Genomic DNA, 15,007 nt, shown 5'->3' on the forward strand with positions numbered 1-15,007 from the left:
ACGGGCGGCGGCAGTGTTCAGAATGATAATCATATTCATCCTGTGCATATGGCAATGTCGAGCTTTCATTTCCGCCCCCCTGCCGAGCGGGGCATAACCATCCGCGCAAAAAGTCTGCCGTCCGGCAGTGACGGCGGTCAGCGCCCGGCACTGCCCAGAGAATGGAGCGTCCGTCACCATGCCTACCTCCGTCCGTCATCCCGTCATGGCCGCGTCGCGTGCCGCCGGCGCCGTCACCCTGGCCGCCGCCCTGTTCACGGCCGTGATGGCGCCGGCTTCGGGGCGTGCCGCCGAAGTCGTCGATGTGCTCGGCCGTCATGTGACGGTGCCCGACCATGTGGAGCGGGTGGTGCTGGGGGAGGGGCGGCTGTTCTATGCGATGGCGGTGCTGGACCGTGACGCGCCCTTCAAACGCATCGCCGGCTGGCAGAACGATCTGCGCAAGCTGGACGCCAAGACCTTCGACGGCTATGTCGCGCAATATCCCGAGGCGGCGAAAATTCCGCTGATCGGCGAAACCTCCGAACAGAGCGTCAGTGTCGAGCGGATTCTGTCGCTGAAGCCCGACCTTGCCGTCTTCAGCATCTCCGGCCATGGCCCGACCGAGCACAGCCCGGTGGCCGACGTTCTGGCGCAAGCGGGGGTGCCGGTCGTCTTCGTGGACTTCCGCGTCCATCCGATCGACGGCACTCGCCAGAGCTTCGCCGCGCTCGGCAAGGCGCTGGGGCGCGAGGCCGAAGCGACCGCCTATCTCGACTTCTACAACCGTCATCTGACGCGCATCACTGGTGCGGTCTCCTCCCTGCCGGACACCGCGCGGCCGAAGGTGATGCTGGAACTGCTGGCGGGCGCCTGGCAGTCGCCGGGCCATACCACCGGCAGCGGCGGGATGGGCGAGGTGATCGCCGCGGTCGGCGGCCGGAACATCGCCGCCGGCGTGGTGCCCGGCGCCATCGGCGACATCAGCGTCGAATATGCCCTGACCGCCGATCCCGACGTCTATGTCGCCACCGGCAGCCGCAATCCCGGCGTGCTGCTGGGCGCCCAGGCCACGGCGGACGAGGCGGCGAAAAGCTTCGCCAAGGTGCTGGCCCGTCCGGAATTCGCCGGATTGCGGGCGATCCGCGAGGGGCGTGCCCACGCCCTGTGGCATGAATTCTATAATTCGCCCTACAACATCGTTGCGATCGAGGCGCTGGCGACCTGGATCCATCCGAAGACGTTCGGCGACGTCAAGCCGCAGCAGACCCTGCAGGAGCTTTACAGCCGGTTCCTGCCGTTCACGCCGAGCGGCACCTACTGGATCGACGATGCGCCGAAGTCCTGAGCCGAAACCCGCCGTCATGTCCGTTTCCAACCAGAGTGTCGCCAGCCATCCGTCACTCCGCCGTCAGGGCCCCCCCGGTTCCGTGGGGAGTGCGACGGTGGATATGGACACAGCCATTGCCGGGCACCGGTGCCGCGTGGTCCGGCGCGTCACCCTGCTGGCGGTCTTCACCCTGGCCATGCTGGCGGCGGGACTCGCCGACATCGTGACCGGTCCGTCCGGCCTGACGCTGCATGACCTGTTGCGGGCCGTGCTGGCTCCGGGTGAGGTCGAGCGGACCACGGCGGTGATCGTCTGGACGGTGCGGCTGCCCTACGCGGTGATGGCCCTGCTGGTGGGGGCGGTGCTGGGCCTGTCGGGGGTGGAGATGCAGACCATCCTCGACAATCCCCTGGCCAGCCCCTTCACGCTGGGGCTGTCCTCCGCCGCCGCGGTCGGCGCCTCGCTGGCCATCGTCTTCCATCTGGCGCCGTTCGGCCTGCCGGAAAGCTGGGCGGTGCCGGCGCTGGCCTTTGTCTTCGCCTTCGGATCGATGCTTCTGCTCCAGGCCATGGCGCGGCTGGCGCCGGCCGGGCGGGAGACGCTGGTGCTGTTGGGCATCGCGCTGGTGTTCAGCTGCCACGCGCTCGTCGCCCTGCTGCAGCTGATCGCGCCCGAGGATGTGCTCCAGCAGCTGGTCTTCTGGACCCTGGGCAGCGTCACCCGCGCGACGTGGGAGAAGATCGGCATCCTGGCGGCGATCCTCGCGCTGGTGATGCCCTTTTCGATGGCGGCGGCCTGGAGCATGACGGTGCTGCGGCTGGGCGAGGATCGGGCGTTGAGCTTCGGCGTGGATGTGCGGCGGCTGCGCTACGCATCGCTCGTCCGGGTCAGCCTGATCTCCTCGATCGCCGTCGCCTTCGTCGGACCGATCGGCTTCATCGGACTGGTCGGGCCGCACATCGCCCGCATGCTGGTGGGAGAGGATCAGCGGTTTCTTCTGCCGACCAGCGCCATGGTCGGCGCGCTGCTGCTCTCGCTGGCGTCCGTCGCCAGCAAGGCGATCATGCCGGGCATCATCGTGCCGGTCGGCATCGTCACCGCGCTGGTCGGCGTGCCCGCCTTCGTCCTTCTCATCCTCCGGCAGCGGCGGTGATCGTCATGGACCAGGGTATGTCCAGCGGGCTGGTGGTCGAAGGGGTGTCCCTCGGCTACGGCCGCACGCCGATCATCCGCGACCTGACGCTTCCGGCCTTGCGTCCTGGCACGCTCACCGCGCTGATCGGACCGAATGGGGCCGGGAAATCCACCCTGCTGCGCGGTCTGGCCGGGCTGGGCGATTTGACGGGGAGCGTCCGGCTCGACGGCGAGGACCTCCTCCGCCTGCCGCGGTCGGAACGGGCGAGACGGCTGGGCTTCATGCCGCAGTCGCTGCCGCCGCCGATCAGCCTGTCGGTGCTCGAATCGGTGGTCGGTTCTCTGCGCGCCGTCCCGGCGCGCGATACCGGAGCGCGCGCCGGGACGGCGCGTGGGAGCGCGGAGGCTTCCCCTCCAACGGCGGGCGACCCGCTTCGGCGGGCCTACGCCACGCTTGCCGAGATCGGCATCGCCGACCTCGCCAACCGCGAGCTGTCGGCCCTGTCCGGCGGCCAGCGCCAACTCGCCGGCCTCGCCCAGGCGGTGGCGCGACGTCCGGGGGTGCTGATGCTGGACGAGCCGACCAGCGCGCTCGATCTGCGCCACCAGACCGTGGTGATGCGGGAGGTTGCGCGGCTGACGCGCGAGCATGGAATGGTGACGATCGTGGTCATGCACGACATCGCGCTGGCGGCCCGCCATGCCGATCAGGTCGCCGTGCTGCGCGGCGGCGCCCTCCAGGCCTTTGGCACGCCGCGGGAGGCGATCACCGCCCGTCTGCTGGCCGAGGTCTATGACATCGAGGCGCGGGTCGAGACCTGTTCGCGCGGCAGCCTGCAGATCATCGTCGATCACGCGCTCTGACCGCCGTCCGGCGGATGGCCCAAATAGAAAAGCCCGCCCCGCATCCGGCGATTGCCGGTGCGGAGCGGGCTGTCAGTCGTTTCCGGTGCCTGGAACGGAAGGGACGGTGCCCCTTACTTCGCCCGCGACACCCGGCGCAGGAAGTCGATGAACTGCGCCTGCTCTTCCGGGGACAGGTCCTTGACCATGCCCTGGTCGTGGGCCTGGACGCGCGGAATCAGGTCGTCCATCAGCGACTGGCCTTCGGGCGACAGGCGCAAGGCATAGGAACGGCGGTCGTTGGGCGAGGGAGCGCGGACGACGAGGCCACGCGACTCGAGGCGGTCGATCACCGCGACCATGGTCGACCGGTCGATGCCGACCGCCGTGCCCAGGTCGGACTGCGACAGCCCCTCGTTCTCGCGGATCATGATCAGCACGCCGAGCTGGCCGGGCGTGATGTCGTGCGGAGCGACCGCGTTCTGAAAGCTCTGGAACAGCGCGACCTGGGCCTTGCGCAGGTTATACCCCACGAGCTCGGGAAGGGGGCCAAGGGCGAGCTTGCCGTTTTTGCCGGGGCGCAGACGCGACCGCCGGTCGGCGGGGGTGGAACGCTCGTTTTCAGTCACCGTGGATGCCATATTTTGGATGAATTATCGGATGAACGGATAAAATGCGGGTATGGCTTTCGTTTGTCAGCAAGAACTGCGCGGTGGATATGGTATGCATACCAGATATGCGTGAAGCGTATTGGTTGGCGCCCGTACAAATTCCATTTTGAAGAGTCAAGAAGTGGTCGACGCCGATTTGACGCCGATCGCCCGCCCTGCGGTTTCCCCTGCCGCACGCGGGTTCCGCGAATCGGAGCTTCCGACGCCCGGTCCCCCCCAGACCGGGCGTCTTCGTTTCCGGGTTTCGGCATGCTCGGGATCGTCATGCCGGCCGTGCTTTCCAGACAGGAAAATCCCAGACAGGGAAATCGCCCCCGCCTTGCAGGGCAGGGCGGACGGGCAGGGCAGGGCGGATGGTTGGACGCTTGGTCCGTGGCCGGCTTTCGGGTTAGCTGTTCGGGAGCGTTCCAACCTTGAGAGCCGATGTCATGGCCTTCGCCATTCACCTGTGGTCCCAGCCGGCCGTCCCCGTCGTGGGCGGCGATCCATTTCCGGTGCGCCGCATCTATTGCGTCGGCCGCAACTATGCCGCCCATGCGCGCGAGATGGGCGCCGATCCCGACCGCGAGCCGCCCTTCTTCTTCATGAAGCCGGCCGACGCCATCGTCGCCGACGGCGCCACCATTCCCTACCCGCCCCGCACCGCCAAGCTGCACCACGAGATCGAGCTGGTGGTGGCGATCAAGACCGGTGGCCATGACATCCCGGTCGACCGGGCGCTTGACCATGTGTTCGGCTATGCCGTCGGGCTCGACATGACCCGGCGCGATTTGCAGAACGCCGCCAAGAAGGAAGGCAAGCCCTGGGACATGGGCAAGGGCTTCGACCGGTCGGCGCCGTGCTCCGCCATCCGCACTGTCGCCGACATCGGCCACCCGGACAAAGGTGCCGTCACCCTGCAGGTGAACGGCGAGCTGCGGCAGAAGGGCGACCTGTCCGACCTGATCTGGTCGGTGGCGGAGACGATCTCCTACCTGTCCGGGCTGGTCGAACTGCAGCCGGGCGACCTGATCTACACCGGAACGCCGGAGGGCGTCGGCCCGGTGGTGGCCGGCGACGTGCTGACCGGCGCGGTCGAAGGCGTCGGCACCCTGACCCTGACCATCGCCTGAGCCGCCGGACATGCGCATCGCGACCTGGAACATCAATTCGGTCCGCATGCGTCTGGACCTTCTCCTCCGCCTGATTGAGGAGGAGCGGCCGGACGTGATCTGCCTGCAGGAAACCAAGGTGGTCGATGCCGACTTCCCGCTGGCGCCGCTGGCGGAGCGCGGCTATGTCCACGCCCACATCCACGGGATGAAGAGCTACAACGGCGTCGCCATCCTGTCGCGCCTGCCCTTCTCTTCGCACGATGTCCAGCACTGGTGCGGCAAGCAGGATTGCCGCCACGCGCTCGCCCATCTGCCGGGCGGGATCGAGCTGCACAGCGTCTACATCCCCGCGGGCGGCGACATCCCCGATCCGGCGGTGAACGACAAGTTCGCCCACAAGCTCCAGTTCCTGGACGAGATGACCCGCTGGCTGGGCACGGAGCGGACGCCCGACCGTCCGATGGTGCTGGTCGGCGACTTGAACATCGCGCCGCTGGAACAGGATGTCTGGAGCCACAAGGAACTGCTGTCGGTCGTCTCCCACACGCCGGTCGAGGTCGAACGGCTTGCGGCGATGCAGGCCTCGGCCGGCTGGATCGACGCCATGCGCCGCTTCGTGCCGCCGGAGGAGAAGCTCTACACCTGGTGGAGCTACCGGGCGAAGGACTGGGCCGCCTCCAACCGCGGCCGGCGGCTGGACCACATCTGGGTGACTCCGCCGCTGGAAGGCGCGCTCCAGGGCATCAAGGTGCTGCGTGACGCCCGCGGCTGGGAACCGAAGCCGTCGGACCATGTGCCGGTGATCGTCGATCTGAACGTCTGATCGATGGGGAAGGGGGCTCCGCAGCCGCGGCCTCCCTTCCGCCCGCTTCTACTCCAGCAGCCCGATATTCATCCGAACCACTGACGGGGTGCCGTCCTCCGCCAGCCGGAACAGGTGGGCGCAACCGTTGCGCAACTCCTCCGCCGGATCGTCGCGCATGTCCCAGCCGGTGGCGAGCGCATAGAGGGCGCGCAGGATGCCGTTGTGGGCGACGGCGCCGGTCGCGCGGCCGTCGGAGGCAAGGTCGGCGAGCCAGCTGCGCAGGCGGGCCTGCACCTCGCGCGGGCTTTCGCCGCCGGGAGCCTTGTAATCCAGGCCCAGCCGGTCGTGGCGGGCGGGCATGCGGCCATCTGCGCGCAGATCCTCGGTGCACAGGCCTTCCCACTCGCCCCAATCCATTTCGACGATCCGCGGTTCCGGCGTGGGATCGAGGCCGAGCAGCAGCGCGGTTTCCCAGGCGCGGCGCTTCGGGCTGGCGACCCAGCGCAGACCGGCCGACTCGGGCGGCAAGCGATAGCGGGCGACCCGCGCGCGGCCGGCGTCGGACAGCGGCTCGTCGATGCTGCCCTGGATTCGCCCTTCGGCGTTCCAGGCGGTCGGGCCGTGGCGGAGGATCAGCAGAGTGGTCATGAGGCACCGGGACGCGGATGCGGGAAGGCGTCCGGAGTTTAGCGCTTCGCCGCCTTTTGCACCGGCATTTCCTTCACCTGGGCCAGGGCGACGCGGACGCGCACCAGATCGGGCGGCGGCGCCTTTGCTCCGGGAGAAACCGGGGCCTTGGCCGGAGACTTGACCGGCTTCGACCCCGCATCGGCCACCTGCACGCGCGTCTTAGCGTTACCGGACTTCTGCGCCAGCGCCTGGGATTGGGCCTTGGCGCGGGCACGGGCCTGCGCCTCCAGGATCTGCGGAGCGCGCGGTTCGCCGGTCTTCGGCACCCAGGTGCGGAAAGGGCCGGTGTCGACATGGACATGGCCGGTGTGGGCGTACATCGCATAGCCGCCACGCTGCATCGCCGCCGCTTCCTCCGCCAGCCGGGCGGGCGGGATGCCGGGGATGGAAAAGTCCGCCGCCTGACCGCGCAGGTGGTAGGAGTTCTCGGCGACGTTCGGGTTGCTGCGGGAAAGGCTGGCGTTGGTGGCGCTCGACCGGTAGCCCGAGGTGATGCGGATCGGCGACTCGGGCGCCGCGCCCACGCGCTGGCGCAGTTCCACCAGCATGTCGATCAGGGCCGGGTCGATCGGGATCATCTCGTCGCTGCGGCGGTCGCGGAACAGGACGGAGATCTCGCGCATCGCCACCGGGTCATAACCGTCGCCGGGACGCCAGTAGGTGACGGACACCGTCTCGCCGCTGCCGGGGTGGTGCAGGACCACGTTGCGCGGGGAGCCGTCCAGCTTCGAGTTTTCCAGCTGCGGCGCGGTGGCGCAGCCGCCCAGCTGCGTCGCGGCGGTCAGGACGGCAAGCACACCAAAGGCACGACCGGTCATGCGCATCGCTTTTCCCCCCAAGCTTTGCACGCCCCAACGATCCCCGCCCGCCCCAATCGTGGCGGGGTTGCAGGTCCGATCTAATACCAAGAATGTCACAAGAGACCAGTGTGACAAAGCAACCTGTGGCGCATTCGACACGCACAAGTCTTTTGCTGTGAGGGAATTGTTTTTGAACGTTCAACCCTGGCGGAAGGGTTGGTCTATAGGGACAGTTCCATCCCTTCGCGGGCCACCAGCGATCCGGGGCGCATTGCTTCCGCCTCTGCCGCGATGACGTCCAACTCGTCGTCGGTGCGGGCCGGGTCGTGGTGGAAGATCACAGCGCGGCCGACGCCGGCGGCCTCGGCCAGCCGCAGGCACTCCTGCCAGGTCGAATGGCCCCAACCGACTCGCATCGGGTATTCGGCGTCGGTGTAGGTGCTGTCATAAACCATCAGGTCGGCGCCCCGCAGCAGGTCGAGGATCACCGGATCGCGCCCCTCGGCCGGGTGCTCGGTGTCGGTCAGGACGCACAGGCTGCGGCCGCCATGTTCCACCCGATATCCGGTGGCGCCGTCGGGATGGTTCAGCGGGCAAGTGCGCACCACCACACCCGGCGCCGGTTCCAGCGTCTGGCCGGCCTGGAAGTCGCGGTACCGGCAATCGGCGCGGAAGATCTCCACCGGCACCGGGAACAGCGGCGCGGTCATCATGTCCGACAGCACGGTGCGGAAGGGACGGTCCGGCGGCAGATGCCCGGCCCACAGCCGCAGCCGGCTGCCCGGATCGAAGGCGGGGGCGAAGAAGGGCAGTCCGCAGATATGGTCGAGATGGCTGTGGGTCAGCAGCAGGTCGATGTCCACCGGCCCGCCGCTCCGCGCCAGCGACTCGCCGAGCGGGCGGATGCCGGTGCCGCAGTCGAACACGATGTGGGCGCCGCCGCACCGGACCTCGATGCAGGCGGTATTGCCGCCATAGCGGATGGTTGTCGGCCCGGGCGACGCGATGCTGCCGCGCACGCCCCAGAAGCGGACGGTGAAGGGGGAGGTGCCGCCGGCCTCTTCCAGAGCGGGCTGGGGAACGGAATCGATCGTATTACGGACGGTCATGACGGCGCCATGGTGGCGGTCCCGCCGGCCCAAGTCTAGCAAATCTCTTACTCCGGCCTCTCGTCCGGGGCTTCCCCTTCCGGGCGGGATGGTGGATGGTGGCGCGCCTTTCGAAAGGGTGCGCCGCGAGTCGCCGACCCACGAAGGGCACCTGTCCAAACCCATAAGATGTGGTAGGTTGGGGCTCGTCGCGCATTGCGCGGCATGACCTACCAGGGTCCCCGCGCGGGTGGGGACCGGCTCCGGCGGAACCCGACGCGGATGGATCCTGACAAGCTCGCCAAAGTCCTCGCCATGGCCGAGTCGGAGCATCAGGGCGAGGCGCTGTCCGCGCTGCGCGCCGCCCGGATCATGCTGTCGCGCGCCGGCCTGTCCTTCCGCGACCTTGCGGAGCGGGCACGAACGCCGGTGCCTCCCCCGGCCGCGGAACCGCCTCCCGCCGCCGAGCCCGCCGGTGCGCCGGCCCCGCCGCCGCCGGACGAACTTGTCCGCGGCTTGCGCCGGCAGGTGAAGGATCTGGAACTGGAGCTAGCCACCTTGCGCCGCCAGCTCGACAAGGTGTCGGGCGATGCCGACCGCCAGCGCGAGGAGGCCGACCGCTGGCGCACCCTGGCACGCGAGACGGCTGAAAAGCTGTGGGACATGGGCAAGGCGCTGGAGCGCAAGCACTCCCGCCACGCCGACACCGACAAGCGGCGCGCCGTGCTGGACCTGCTGCAGGACCCCGGCAGCGCCCTGCTGTCCGACCGCGAGATCGCACGCCGGGTCGGCGTGTCGCCGCATGACGTCAGCCACTGGCGCCGCCGGATGGCGATCGTCGGGCGCAAGCTGCGGCTGCTGCCGGTGGTGCCGCGCGGCCGCGGCCTGTGGGGCGGTCCGTCCGCCATCGGTCTGGGTGCCGCGCGGCTGGGCCGGCATCCGTCGGGCGAGCGCCAGCGCTGGCTGGGCTTCGCCGGCGAGGTCACCATCGCCGAACGGGGAAGCCGGCGGGGGCTGGCCCCCTATGGGCGGCGCTGAACCGCGAGCGGCCGAGCGCGGTTCGCTCCCTACGGAACCAGCCGGTAGCCGCCGGGTTCCGTCACCAGGATGCGGGCGTTGGACGGATCGGCCTCGATCTTCTGGCGCAGGCGGTAGACATGGGTCTCCAGCGTGTGGGTGGTGACCGCGGCGTTGTAGCCCCAGACCTCTCCCAACAGGGTCTCGCGTCCCACCACCAGATCGCCGGCCCGGTACAGGTATTTCAGGATCGCCGTTTCCTTCTCGGTCAGACGGATCTTCCTGTTGGCGGTCTCATCCAGCAGCAGCTTGGAGCCAGGGCGGAAGCTGTAGGGCCCGATGGCGAAGACGGCGTCCTCCGTCTGCTCGAACTGGCGCAGCTGGGCGCGCAGCCGGGCGATCAGCACCCCCAGGCGGAAAGGCTTGGTCACATAGTCGTTGGCGCCCGATTCCAGCCCCAGGATGGTGTCGGCATCACCGGCCGAGGCGGTCAGCATGATGATGGGGCAGCGCACGCCCTCGCGCCGCAACAGCTTGCAGACGTCGCGACCGTCCATGTCAGGCAGCCCGACGTCGAGCAGGATGGCGGAAAAGCCGGCTCCCGTCGCTCCTGCCTCTGCTCCGGCCCGGACCGCGGCCAATGCCCCGGCACCGTCGCCGGACTCCTCGGTCTCGAACTCCTCCAGCAGCCGCAGCTGCTCCGCCAGCGACCGGCGCAGGGCGGCGTCGTCATCAACGAGGAGGATGCGCTTTGCAGGGGTCATGGGGCGTGCGGCACGAAAGCGGGAAGCGGGCGGCGCCGGGCGGCAAGGCCGCGGCCGCGCCTTAGTAGCATGGCGGCGGTGGATTGTCGTGGTGGCTTGTGGGCTGGGCAGGGCGCCACCGTACAAGCCCCTACAGCGCGGCCAGCACCGTCATCAGCACCGCCCCGCCGCCGTCCGCGGCGGCACGCAACACGCGGTCCGGCTGTACCCCCAGCGCTTCCACCGCGGCGGCGGTTTCCTCATCCGGCACCACGATCCGGCGCATCAGGGACAGCGCGCCCTGTTCCAGATTGCGGTGAACCGCGGCTTCGTCGGCGGTCAGAGCCGGATCGGCCCAGTGCAGCCGGTCGACCAGCGCGACGAAGCGCAGGCGGCGGTCGTCGGCCGGCAGGCTGGCGGCCAGATTGAACAGGGCATTGCCGTCCAGTAGGACCCGCGCGCCATCGGGCAGCCGGGCCAGAGCGATGTCGGCCGCCAGGATCGCCGACGGATCGACCTGCGGATACGGGCCGGGCAGGGCGTGAACCGTCATGCCCGCCCCGGCGGCGCGCAGCGCCTCGATCATCCGGCGGCCATAGGCATCTGCGGGAAGCTCGGCCGGCATCACCGCATGGAGGGCGGCGGGCGGCTGTTGAGGCGGCAGGGGCTGGATCGTCACGGTGCGCGGGCTCTGGATATGGGGACGGTCAGGGCAGGCTAGCGGGATCGTTGCGCCTTCGGCAACGGTGTGGCGCGCGGGAATCGCTGGACAGGGGCGCGCCACCTGCGCTTTGCTTCGCCCGCCGAACGCACCATGTCCCGTACTTGCGCCGAAACCGGCGCGCCCGCTACGCAAAGCCGCTGACGATGCAAGCCGAACACCCGACCGACACCACCATGACGGCCACCCTGTCCGCACCGGCAGCCTCCCCGGCGCCCATCGACGAGGCTGCCGTGCGCGCCGTCGACCGGGCGCTGGCCGCGCTGCGCCGTGGGGAGGTCGTGGCGATCGAGACAGCCGACGGCACCGTCGGCGCGGCGGTGTCGGTGGAGTCGGTGGCGCTCGATGCCGTGGAACGGCTGAAGGCGCTGACCGGCGGCACGCCGCGGCTGGTGGTCACCCGCCGCCGCGCGGTGGTGCTGGGCCTTGCCGGCGCCGATGCGGCGCGGCCGGTGAGCGACATCGCCGGCGATCAGGCGCCGGGCTCCTCCACCGAGAGCTTCGGCGCCATGGCGCTCGACCGGCCGGGCGGGCTGAGCGCCGACCAGGCCCACGCGCTGGCCGATCCCGAACAGCATCCGCAGGCACAGGGCGCGCTCCCCGCCGGCCTCACCGCGACGCAAGCCAGTCCCGGCAGCCGCGAGGCCACGGCCGTCGATCTCGCCCGTCTGGCGCGTCTGCTTCCCGCCGCCATCACCGCCGACCTGCCGTCCTCCGGCCCGGCGGCCGGCATCGGTGCCGCGGATTGGGCTGCGGAAAACGACCTGCTGCTGGTGCGGGCATCGGACGTCACCGATTACCGCGTCCATGTGGTGCGCACGCTCCGCCGCGTCGCCGACGCGCGGGTGCCGCTGGTGGGGTCGGAGAACACGCGCATCTACGCCTTCCGCCCGGCCGACGGCGGACCCGAGCATCTGGCCATCGTCATCGGCGATCCCGATCCGGACCAGCCTGTGCTGGCCCGCCTGCATTCCGAATGCTTCACCGGCGACCTGCTTGGCTCCCTGCGTTGCGATTGCGGCGACCAGCTGCGCGGCGCCATCGCCGAAATCGCCCGGCAAGGCAGCGGCGTTCTGCTGTATCTGGCGCAGGAGGGGCGCGGCATCGGGCTGGTCAACAAGCTGCGCGCCTACCGCATCCAGGACCGCGGTTTCGACACCGTCGACGCCAACGAGATCCTGGGATTCGAAGCGGACGAGCGGGTCTATCTGCCGGCGGCGGAGATGCTGCGCCAGCTGGGCTTCTCCGCCGTGCGGCTGATGACCAACAATCCGGAGAAGCTGCACCAGCTTGCCCGCTGTGGCATCGCGGTGGTGGAGCGGGTGGCCCACATCTTCCCCGCCAACGGCCACAATGAAGGCTATCTGCGCACCAAGGCGGAACGCAGCGGCCACATGTTCTGAGGCGTATGTCCTGAACCGGGACGGCGGGGCATGATCTCCCCGCCGACCCGGCAGATCTTGCCGCCATCCGCCGCTGTCCCCGCCACTGGGAATCGGATTCCGGGTGCGGACCGCCTCGAACCTCCCGAATCGCGGGATTCCGGCCCGGACGGGGCAGAACTGGTTGGCACGAGGATTGCTGTACTCTGTGATGACCACCGAGCCGGGAGACCGCCCATGGCCATCGACGCCACCACCATCGACAGCAGCGCCGTCACCCGTCCGGCGCCGCGCGAAAAGGCGTCGCCGGTCATCGATGGCGGCCACAATGGCGGGCCGGTCGAAATCCAGGGCGACATGTCCTTCTGGGACTTCCTGGACATCATCAATCCGCTGCAGCACATCCCGATCGTCAGCACCGTCTATCGCGAGATCACCGGCGACACCATCCAGCCGTCCATGCGGATCATGGGCGGCATCCTGTATGGCGGCGTCATCGGCGGGATGGCGTCCATCGCCAACGCGGTGATCGAACAATCGACGGGCAAGGATGTCGGGGACACGGTCATGGCCTCGTTCGGCTTTGGGGACGGTGACCATCCCGCCACCCCCACGGCCGTCGCGGACGCCTCGGGGGAGGCGGTGAAAGCCGGCTCCCCCGCGGAACCGTTTCCCAAGGATGCGCCCAGGGCTGCAGGGGCAGTACCGTCCGCTGGCGGTCTCGCCGCGGCGTTGGCGGCGGCCAGACCGGCGGCTCCTTCGGAGGGGGCCGCGACGAACTCCCCCGCAGCGACCGGTCAGCCGGTCAGGCTCTCCGCTCCTGCAACGGCATCTGCTCCCGCCGCCGCTCCTGTGGCCGAGGGCTCGCCAGCCCTGGCGGCGCAGCTGGCGGGCGGCGGCGCGGTGCCGCACCCCAGCAAGATGCCGGCGCGCGATACGCCGCTCGCCAGTTCCGCTCTTGCCAAGCACAATGTGCCCCGCAATGCCGCGCCGCTCCCCGGATCGGTCATGGCCGCCGCGCGCGCCGCCGGTGCCGCTCCCGCCAACGGCAATTCTGGGGCGCCCGACCAGCCGGCCGCGGTGCAGCCGGCCAACGCCGCACCGGGCGATGCCGCCGCCGCGTCGGCGCCGGTTCCGCCGGACATGCTGTCGGAAACGATGATGCGCAATCTGGCGAAGTACGAGCGGTCGCGCAAAGCGGCCCAGGATGCCGCCAGCACCACGCGGGTATCGGGATGAGCATCGAGATCACCGTGACCGCTGACGGCGGTCCAGAGGCGACCACCGGCCGTCTGCGCTGGCCCGGCGGCGAAGTTCCTTGTGTGCTCGGCCGTGGCGGCGTGCGCTGCGACAAGCGGGAGGGCGATGGCGCCACTCCTGTGGGCCGCTTCGCGCTGCGCCGCATCCTCTGGCGCGCCGACCGGCTGCCGCCGCCGGAAACCGGCCTGCCGCTCGGTGCCATTGCCGAGAATGACGGCTGGTGCGACTCGCCGGAGGATCCCGCTTACAACCGTCCGGTCATGCGCCCCTATCCCGCGAGCCACGAGGCGATGTGGCGGGATGACCATGTCTACGACATCGTGGTGGTGATGGGCCACAACGACGATCCGGTGGTGCCGGGTCTGGGCAGCGCCGTGTTCCTGCACCTGATCCGTCCGGACCGGGCGCCGACCGCCGGCTGCGTCGCGCTGGCGCCCGAGGATATGCTGCGCCTGCTGAAGGACTGTGGGCCGGGCAGCGCGTTGAGCGTCACCGCGCCGGCGGACTGATGCGCCTGCCCGAGGAGTGCGGGCTCTTACGCCGCGGGATAGGGTCGCGCGCCGAAGATCGCCGTGCCGACCCGCACATGGGTGGCGCCGAAACGCACGGCCGTCTCGTAATCGCCGCTCATGCCCATGCTGATCTCGGCCAGTCCCAGCCGGCGCGCCATCTCCGCCAGCAGCGCGAAATGCATCGCCGGCTCCTCGTCCACCGGCGGGATGCACATCAACCCGGTGACGGGCAGTCCCAGACGGTCGCGGCAGTCGGTGAGGAAGGCTTCGACTTCGGCCGGGGCGATGCCGGCCTTCTGCGGCTCCTCGCCGGTATTGACCTCGATGAGGCAGCGCGGGCGGCGGCCGGTCTTCGCCATCTCGTCGGCCAGGGCTTCCGCCAGCTTGGGGCGGTCCAGGGTCTGGATCACGTCGAACAGGGCGACGGCGTCCTTGACCTTGTTGGTCTGCAGCGGCCCGATCAGATGCAGTTCCAGATCGGGAAAGCGATCCTTCAGCGCCGGGAACTTGGCCTTGGCCTCCTGCACGCGGTTCTCGCCGAACACGCGCTGGCCGACCGACAGGGCCTCCTCCACCGCCTCGGCGGGGTGGGTCTTCGACACCGCGACCAGCGTCACCGCCCCGTCGCCGCGACCGCAGGCCGCTGCCGTTTCCGCGATGGCGCGACGCACCGAGTCGAGACGGCCCGTCACACAGTCCGCAACCGCGGAACCGCCTGTTCCGCCGCCGGTTTGCGTATCCTTGCCAGTGCCCTGCGTCGTCGTCATGGCCGCCCCCAATCCGGTCGCTGCGGGTGTACAGCGCTTCCGCGGCGTGTTAGCGGACGGTCCGCGGAAACGCAAGCGCCCCAACGCTCCCAACCCAACGCACTTGGACGGGGGGCGCAATTGATGGGGGCACCGGCATCGTCATCGTCTGCACATCGAGGAGACCTCCGC

Annotated in this window: 16 protein-coding genes; 9 read left to right on the forward strand and 7 right to left on the reverse strand. The window is 69.7% G+C overall.

From position 1 onward, the window contains the following. Positions 1-178: 178 nt before the first annotated feature. The 3 genes from A6A40_RS00160 to A6A40_RS00170 all read left to right on the forward strand — a co-directional run bounded on the left by A6A40_RS00160 (position 179) and on the right by A6A40_RS00170 (position 3,307). Positions 179-1,327, forward strand: coding sequence for an ABC transporter substrate-binding protein (locus tag A6A40_RS00160; RefSeq protein ID WP_199275879.1), 1,149 nt, complete (start codon positions 179-181; stop codon positions 1,325-1,327). Positions 1,328-1,430: 103 nt separating this feature from the next. Beyond that, positions 1,431-2,462, forward strand: coding sequence for a FecCD family ABC transporter permease (locus tag A6A40_RS00165; protein WP_063633454.1), 1,032 nt, complete (start codon positions 1,431-1,433; stop codon positions 2,460-2,462). Positions 2,463-2,467: 5 nt separating this feature from the next. Further along, entirely contained in the window at positions 2,468-3,307 is an 840-nt protein-coding gene (locus A6A40_RS00170; RefSeq protein WP_236783690.1) for an ABC transporter ATP-binding protein, read from the forward strand. 113 nt (positions 3,308-3,420) lie between these two features. On the opposite strand, the gene A6A40_RS00175 is transcribed toward A6A40_RS00170, so the two are convergent. Then, positions 3,421-3,819, reverse strand: a complete 399-nt coding sequence (locus A6A40_RS00175) for a MarR family winged helix-turn-helix transcriptional regulator (protein ID WP_236783691.1) — start codon at positions 3,817-3,819, stop codon at positions 3,421-3,423. Positions 3,820-4,385: 566 nt separating this feature from the next. Here A6A40_RS00175 and A6A40_RS00180 point away from each other — a divergent pair. After that, positions 4,386-5,069, forward strand: coding sequence for a fumarylacetoacetate hydrolase family protein (locus tag A6A40_RS00180; protein ID WP_063633458.1), 684 nt, complete (start codon positions 4,386-4,388; stop codon positions 5,067-5,069). Positions 5,070-5,079: 10 nt separating this feature from the next. Continuing rightward, entirely contained in the window at positions 5,080-5,874 is a 795-nt protein-coding gene (xth, locus tag A6A40_RS00185; protein ID WP_063633460.1) for an exodeoxyribonuclease III, read from the forward strand. Positions 5,875-5,922: 48 nt separating this feature from the next. Here xth and A6A40_RS00190 read toward each other — a convergent pair whose 3' ends face one another. The 3 genes from A6A40_RS00190 to A6A40_RS00200 form a co-directional block, all read right to left on the reverse strand. Next, positions 5,923-6,504, reverse strand: coding sequence for a histidine phosphatase family protein (locus A6A40_RS00190; protein ID WP_063633462.1), 582 nt, complete (start codon positions 6,502-6,504; stop codon positions 5,923-5,925). Positions 6,505-6,542: 38 nt separating this feature from the next. Further along, positions 6,543-7,364, reverse strand: a complete 822-nt coding sequence (locus A6A40_RS00195) for a YcbK family protein (RefSeq protein WP_236783692.1) — start codon at positions 7,362-7,364, stop codon at positions 6,543-6,545. A 203-nt stretch (positions 7,365-7,567) separates the two neighbouring features. Then, complete coding sequence (locus tag A6A40_RS00200; protein ID WP_063636043.1) at positions 7,568-8,455, reverse strand: MBL fold metallo-hydrolase; 888 nt, start codon at positions 8,453-8,455, stop codon at positions 7,568-7,570. A 261-nt stretch (positions 8,456-8,716) separates the two neighbouring features. Here A6A40_RS00200 and A6A40_RS00205 point away from each other — a divergent pair, with 261 nt between their 5' ends. Then, a complete protein-coding gene (locus A6A40_RS00205; protein WP_063633466.1) occupies positions 8,717-9,472 on the forward strand; it encodes a hypothetical protein in 756 nt (251 codons plus the stop codon). Between the two features lie 29 nt (positions 9,473-9,501). Here the strand turns inward: A6A40_RS00205 and A6A40_RS00210 are convergent, their stop codons facing one another. Then, positions 9,502-10,215, reverse strand: a complete 714-nt coding sequence (locus tag A6A40_RS00210) for a response regulator transcription factor (RefSeq protein WP_063633467.1) — start codon at positions 10,213-10,215, stop codon at positions 9,502-9,504. 130 nt (positions 10,216-10,345) lie between these two features. After that, on the reverse strand, positions 10,346-10,873 hold the full coding sequence (locus A6A40_RS00215) for a hypothetical protein (protein WP_063633468.1): 528 nt from the start codon (positions 10,871-10,873) through the stop codon (positions 10,346-10,348). Between the two features lie 188 nt (positions 10,874-11,061). On the opposite strand from A6A40_RS00215, the gene ribA reads away from it, so the two are divergent. From ribA to A6A40_RS00230, 3 genes are all read left to right on the forward strand, one after another. Continuing rightward, on the forward strand, positions 11,062-12,318 hold the full coding sequence (gene ribA, locus A6A40_RS00220; RefSeq protein ID WP_236783693.1) for a GTP cyclohydrolase II: 1,257 nt from the start codon (positions 11,062-11,064) through the stop codon (positions 12,316-12,318). A 216-nt stretch (positions 12,319-12,534) separates the two neighbouring features. Next, complete coding sequence (locus A6A40_RS00225) at positions 12,535-13,536, forward strand: hypothetical protein (protein WP_063633471.1); 1,002 nt, start codon at positions 12,535-12,537, stop codon at positions 13,534-13,536. Further along, a complete protein-coding gene (locus A6A40_RS00230; RefSeq protein WP_063633473.1) occupies positions 13,533-14,066 on the forward strand; it encodes a L,D-transpeptidase family protein in 534 nt (177 codons plus the stop codon). Before A6A40_RS00225 ends, A6A40_RS00230 begins: the two co-directional genes overlap by 4 nt. 26 nt (positions 14,067-14,092) lie before the next feature. Here the strand turns inward: A6A40_RS00230 and A6A40_RS00235 are convergent, their stop codons facing one another. Next, positions 14,093-14,836, reverse strand: a complete 744-nt coding sequence (locus tag A6A40_RS00235; RefSeq protein WP_236783694.1) for a YggS family pyridoxal phosphate-dependent enzyme — start codon at positions 14,834-14,836, stop codon at positions 14,093-14,095. Between the last annotated feature and the right edge of the window lie 171 nt (positions 14,837-15,007).

The sequence above is a fragment of the Azospirillum humicireducens genome, assembly GCF_001639105.2.
Classification (GTDB): Bacteria; Pseudomonadota; Alphaproteobacteria; order Azospirillales; family Azospirillaceae; genus Azospirillum; species Azospirillum humicireducens.

Excerpts from the sequence above, each read along its gene's own strand:
- A6A40_RS00160 (WP_199275879.1), top strand. The coding sequence starts at position 179 with ATGCCTACCTCCGTCCGTCATCCCGTCATGGCCGCGTCGCGTGCCGCC.
- A6A40_RS00165 (WP_063633454.1), top strand. The coding sequence starts at position 1,431 with ATGGACACAGCCATTGCCGGGCACCGGTGCCGCGTGGTCCGGCGCGTC.
- A6A40_RS00170 (WP_236783690.1), top strand. The coding sequence starts at position 2,468 with ATGGACCAGGGTATGTCCAGCGGGCTGGTGGTCGAAGGGGTGTCCCTC.
- A6A40_RS00180 (WP_063633458.1), top strand. The coding sequence starts at position 4,386 with ATGGCCTTCGCCATTCACCTGTGGTCCCAGCCGGCCGTCCCCGTCGTG.
- xth (WP_063633460.1), top strand. The coding sequence starts at position 5,080 with ATGCGCATCGCGACCTGGAACATCAATTCGGTCCGCATGCGTCTGGAC.
- A6A40_RS00190 (WP_063633462.1), bottom strand. The coding sequence starts at position 6,504 with ATGACCACTCTGCTGATCCTCCGCCACGGCCCGACCGCCTGGAACGCC.
- A6A40_RS00195 (WP_236783692.1), bottom strand. The coding sequence starts at position 7,364 with ATGACCGGTCGTGCCTTTGGTGTGCTTGCCGTCCTGACCGCCGCGACG.
- A6A40_RS00200 (WP_063636043.1), bottom strand. The coding sequence starts at position 8,455 with ATGACCGTCCGTAATACGATCGATTCCGTTCCCCAGCCCGCTCTGGAA.
- A6A40_RS00205 (WP_063633466.1), top strand. The coding sequence starts at position 8,717 with ATGGATCCTGACAAGCTCGCCAAAGTCCTCGCCATGGCCGAGTCGGAG.
- A6A40_RS00210 (WP_063633467.1), bottom strand. The coding sequence starts at position 10,215 with ATGACCCCTGCAAAGCGCATCCTCCTCGTTGATGACGACGCCGCCCTG.
- ribA (WP_236783693.1), top strand. The coding sequence starts at position 11,062 with ATGCAAGCCGAACACCCGACCGACACCACCATGACGGCCACCCTGTCC.
- A6A40_RS00225 (WP_063633471.1), top strand. The coding sequence starts at position 12,535 with ATGGCCATCGACGCCACCACCATCGACAGCAGCGCCGTCACCCGTCCG.
- A6A40_RS00230 (WP_063633473.1), top strand. The coding sequence starts at position 13,533 with ATGAGCATCGAGATCACCGTGACCGCTGACGGCGGTCCAGAGGCGACC.
- A6A40_RS00235 (WP_236783694.1), bottom strand. The coding sequence starts at position 14,836 with ATGACGACGACGCAGGGCACTGGCAAGGATACGCAAACCGGCGGCGGA.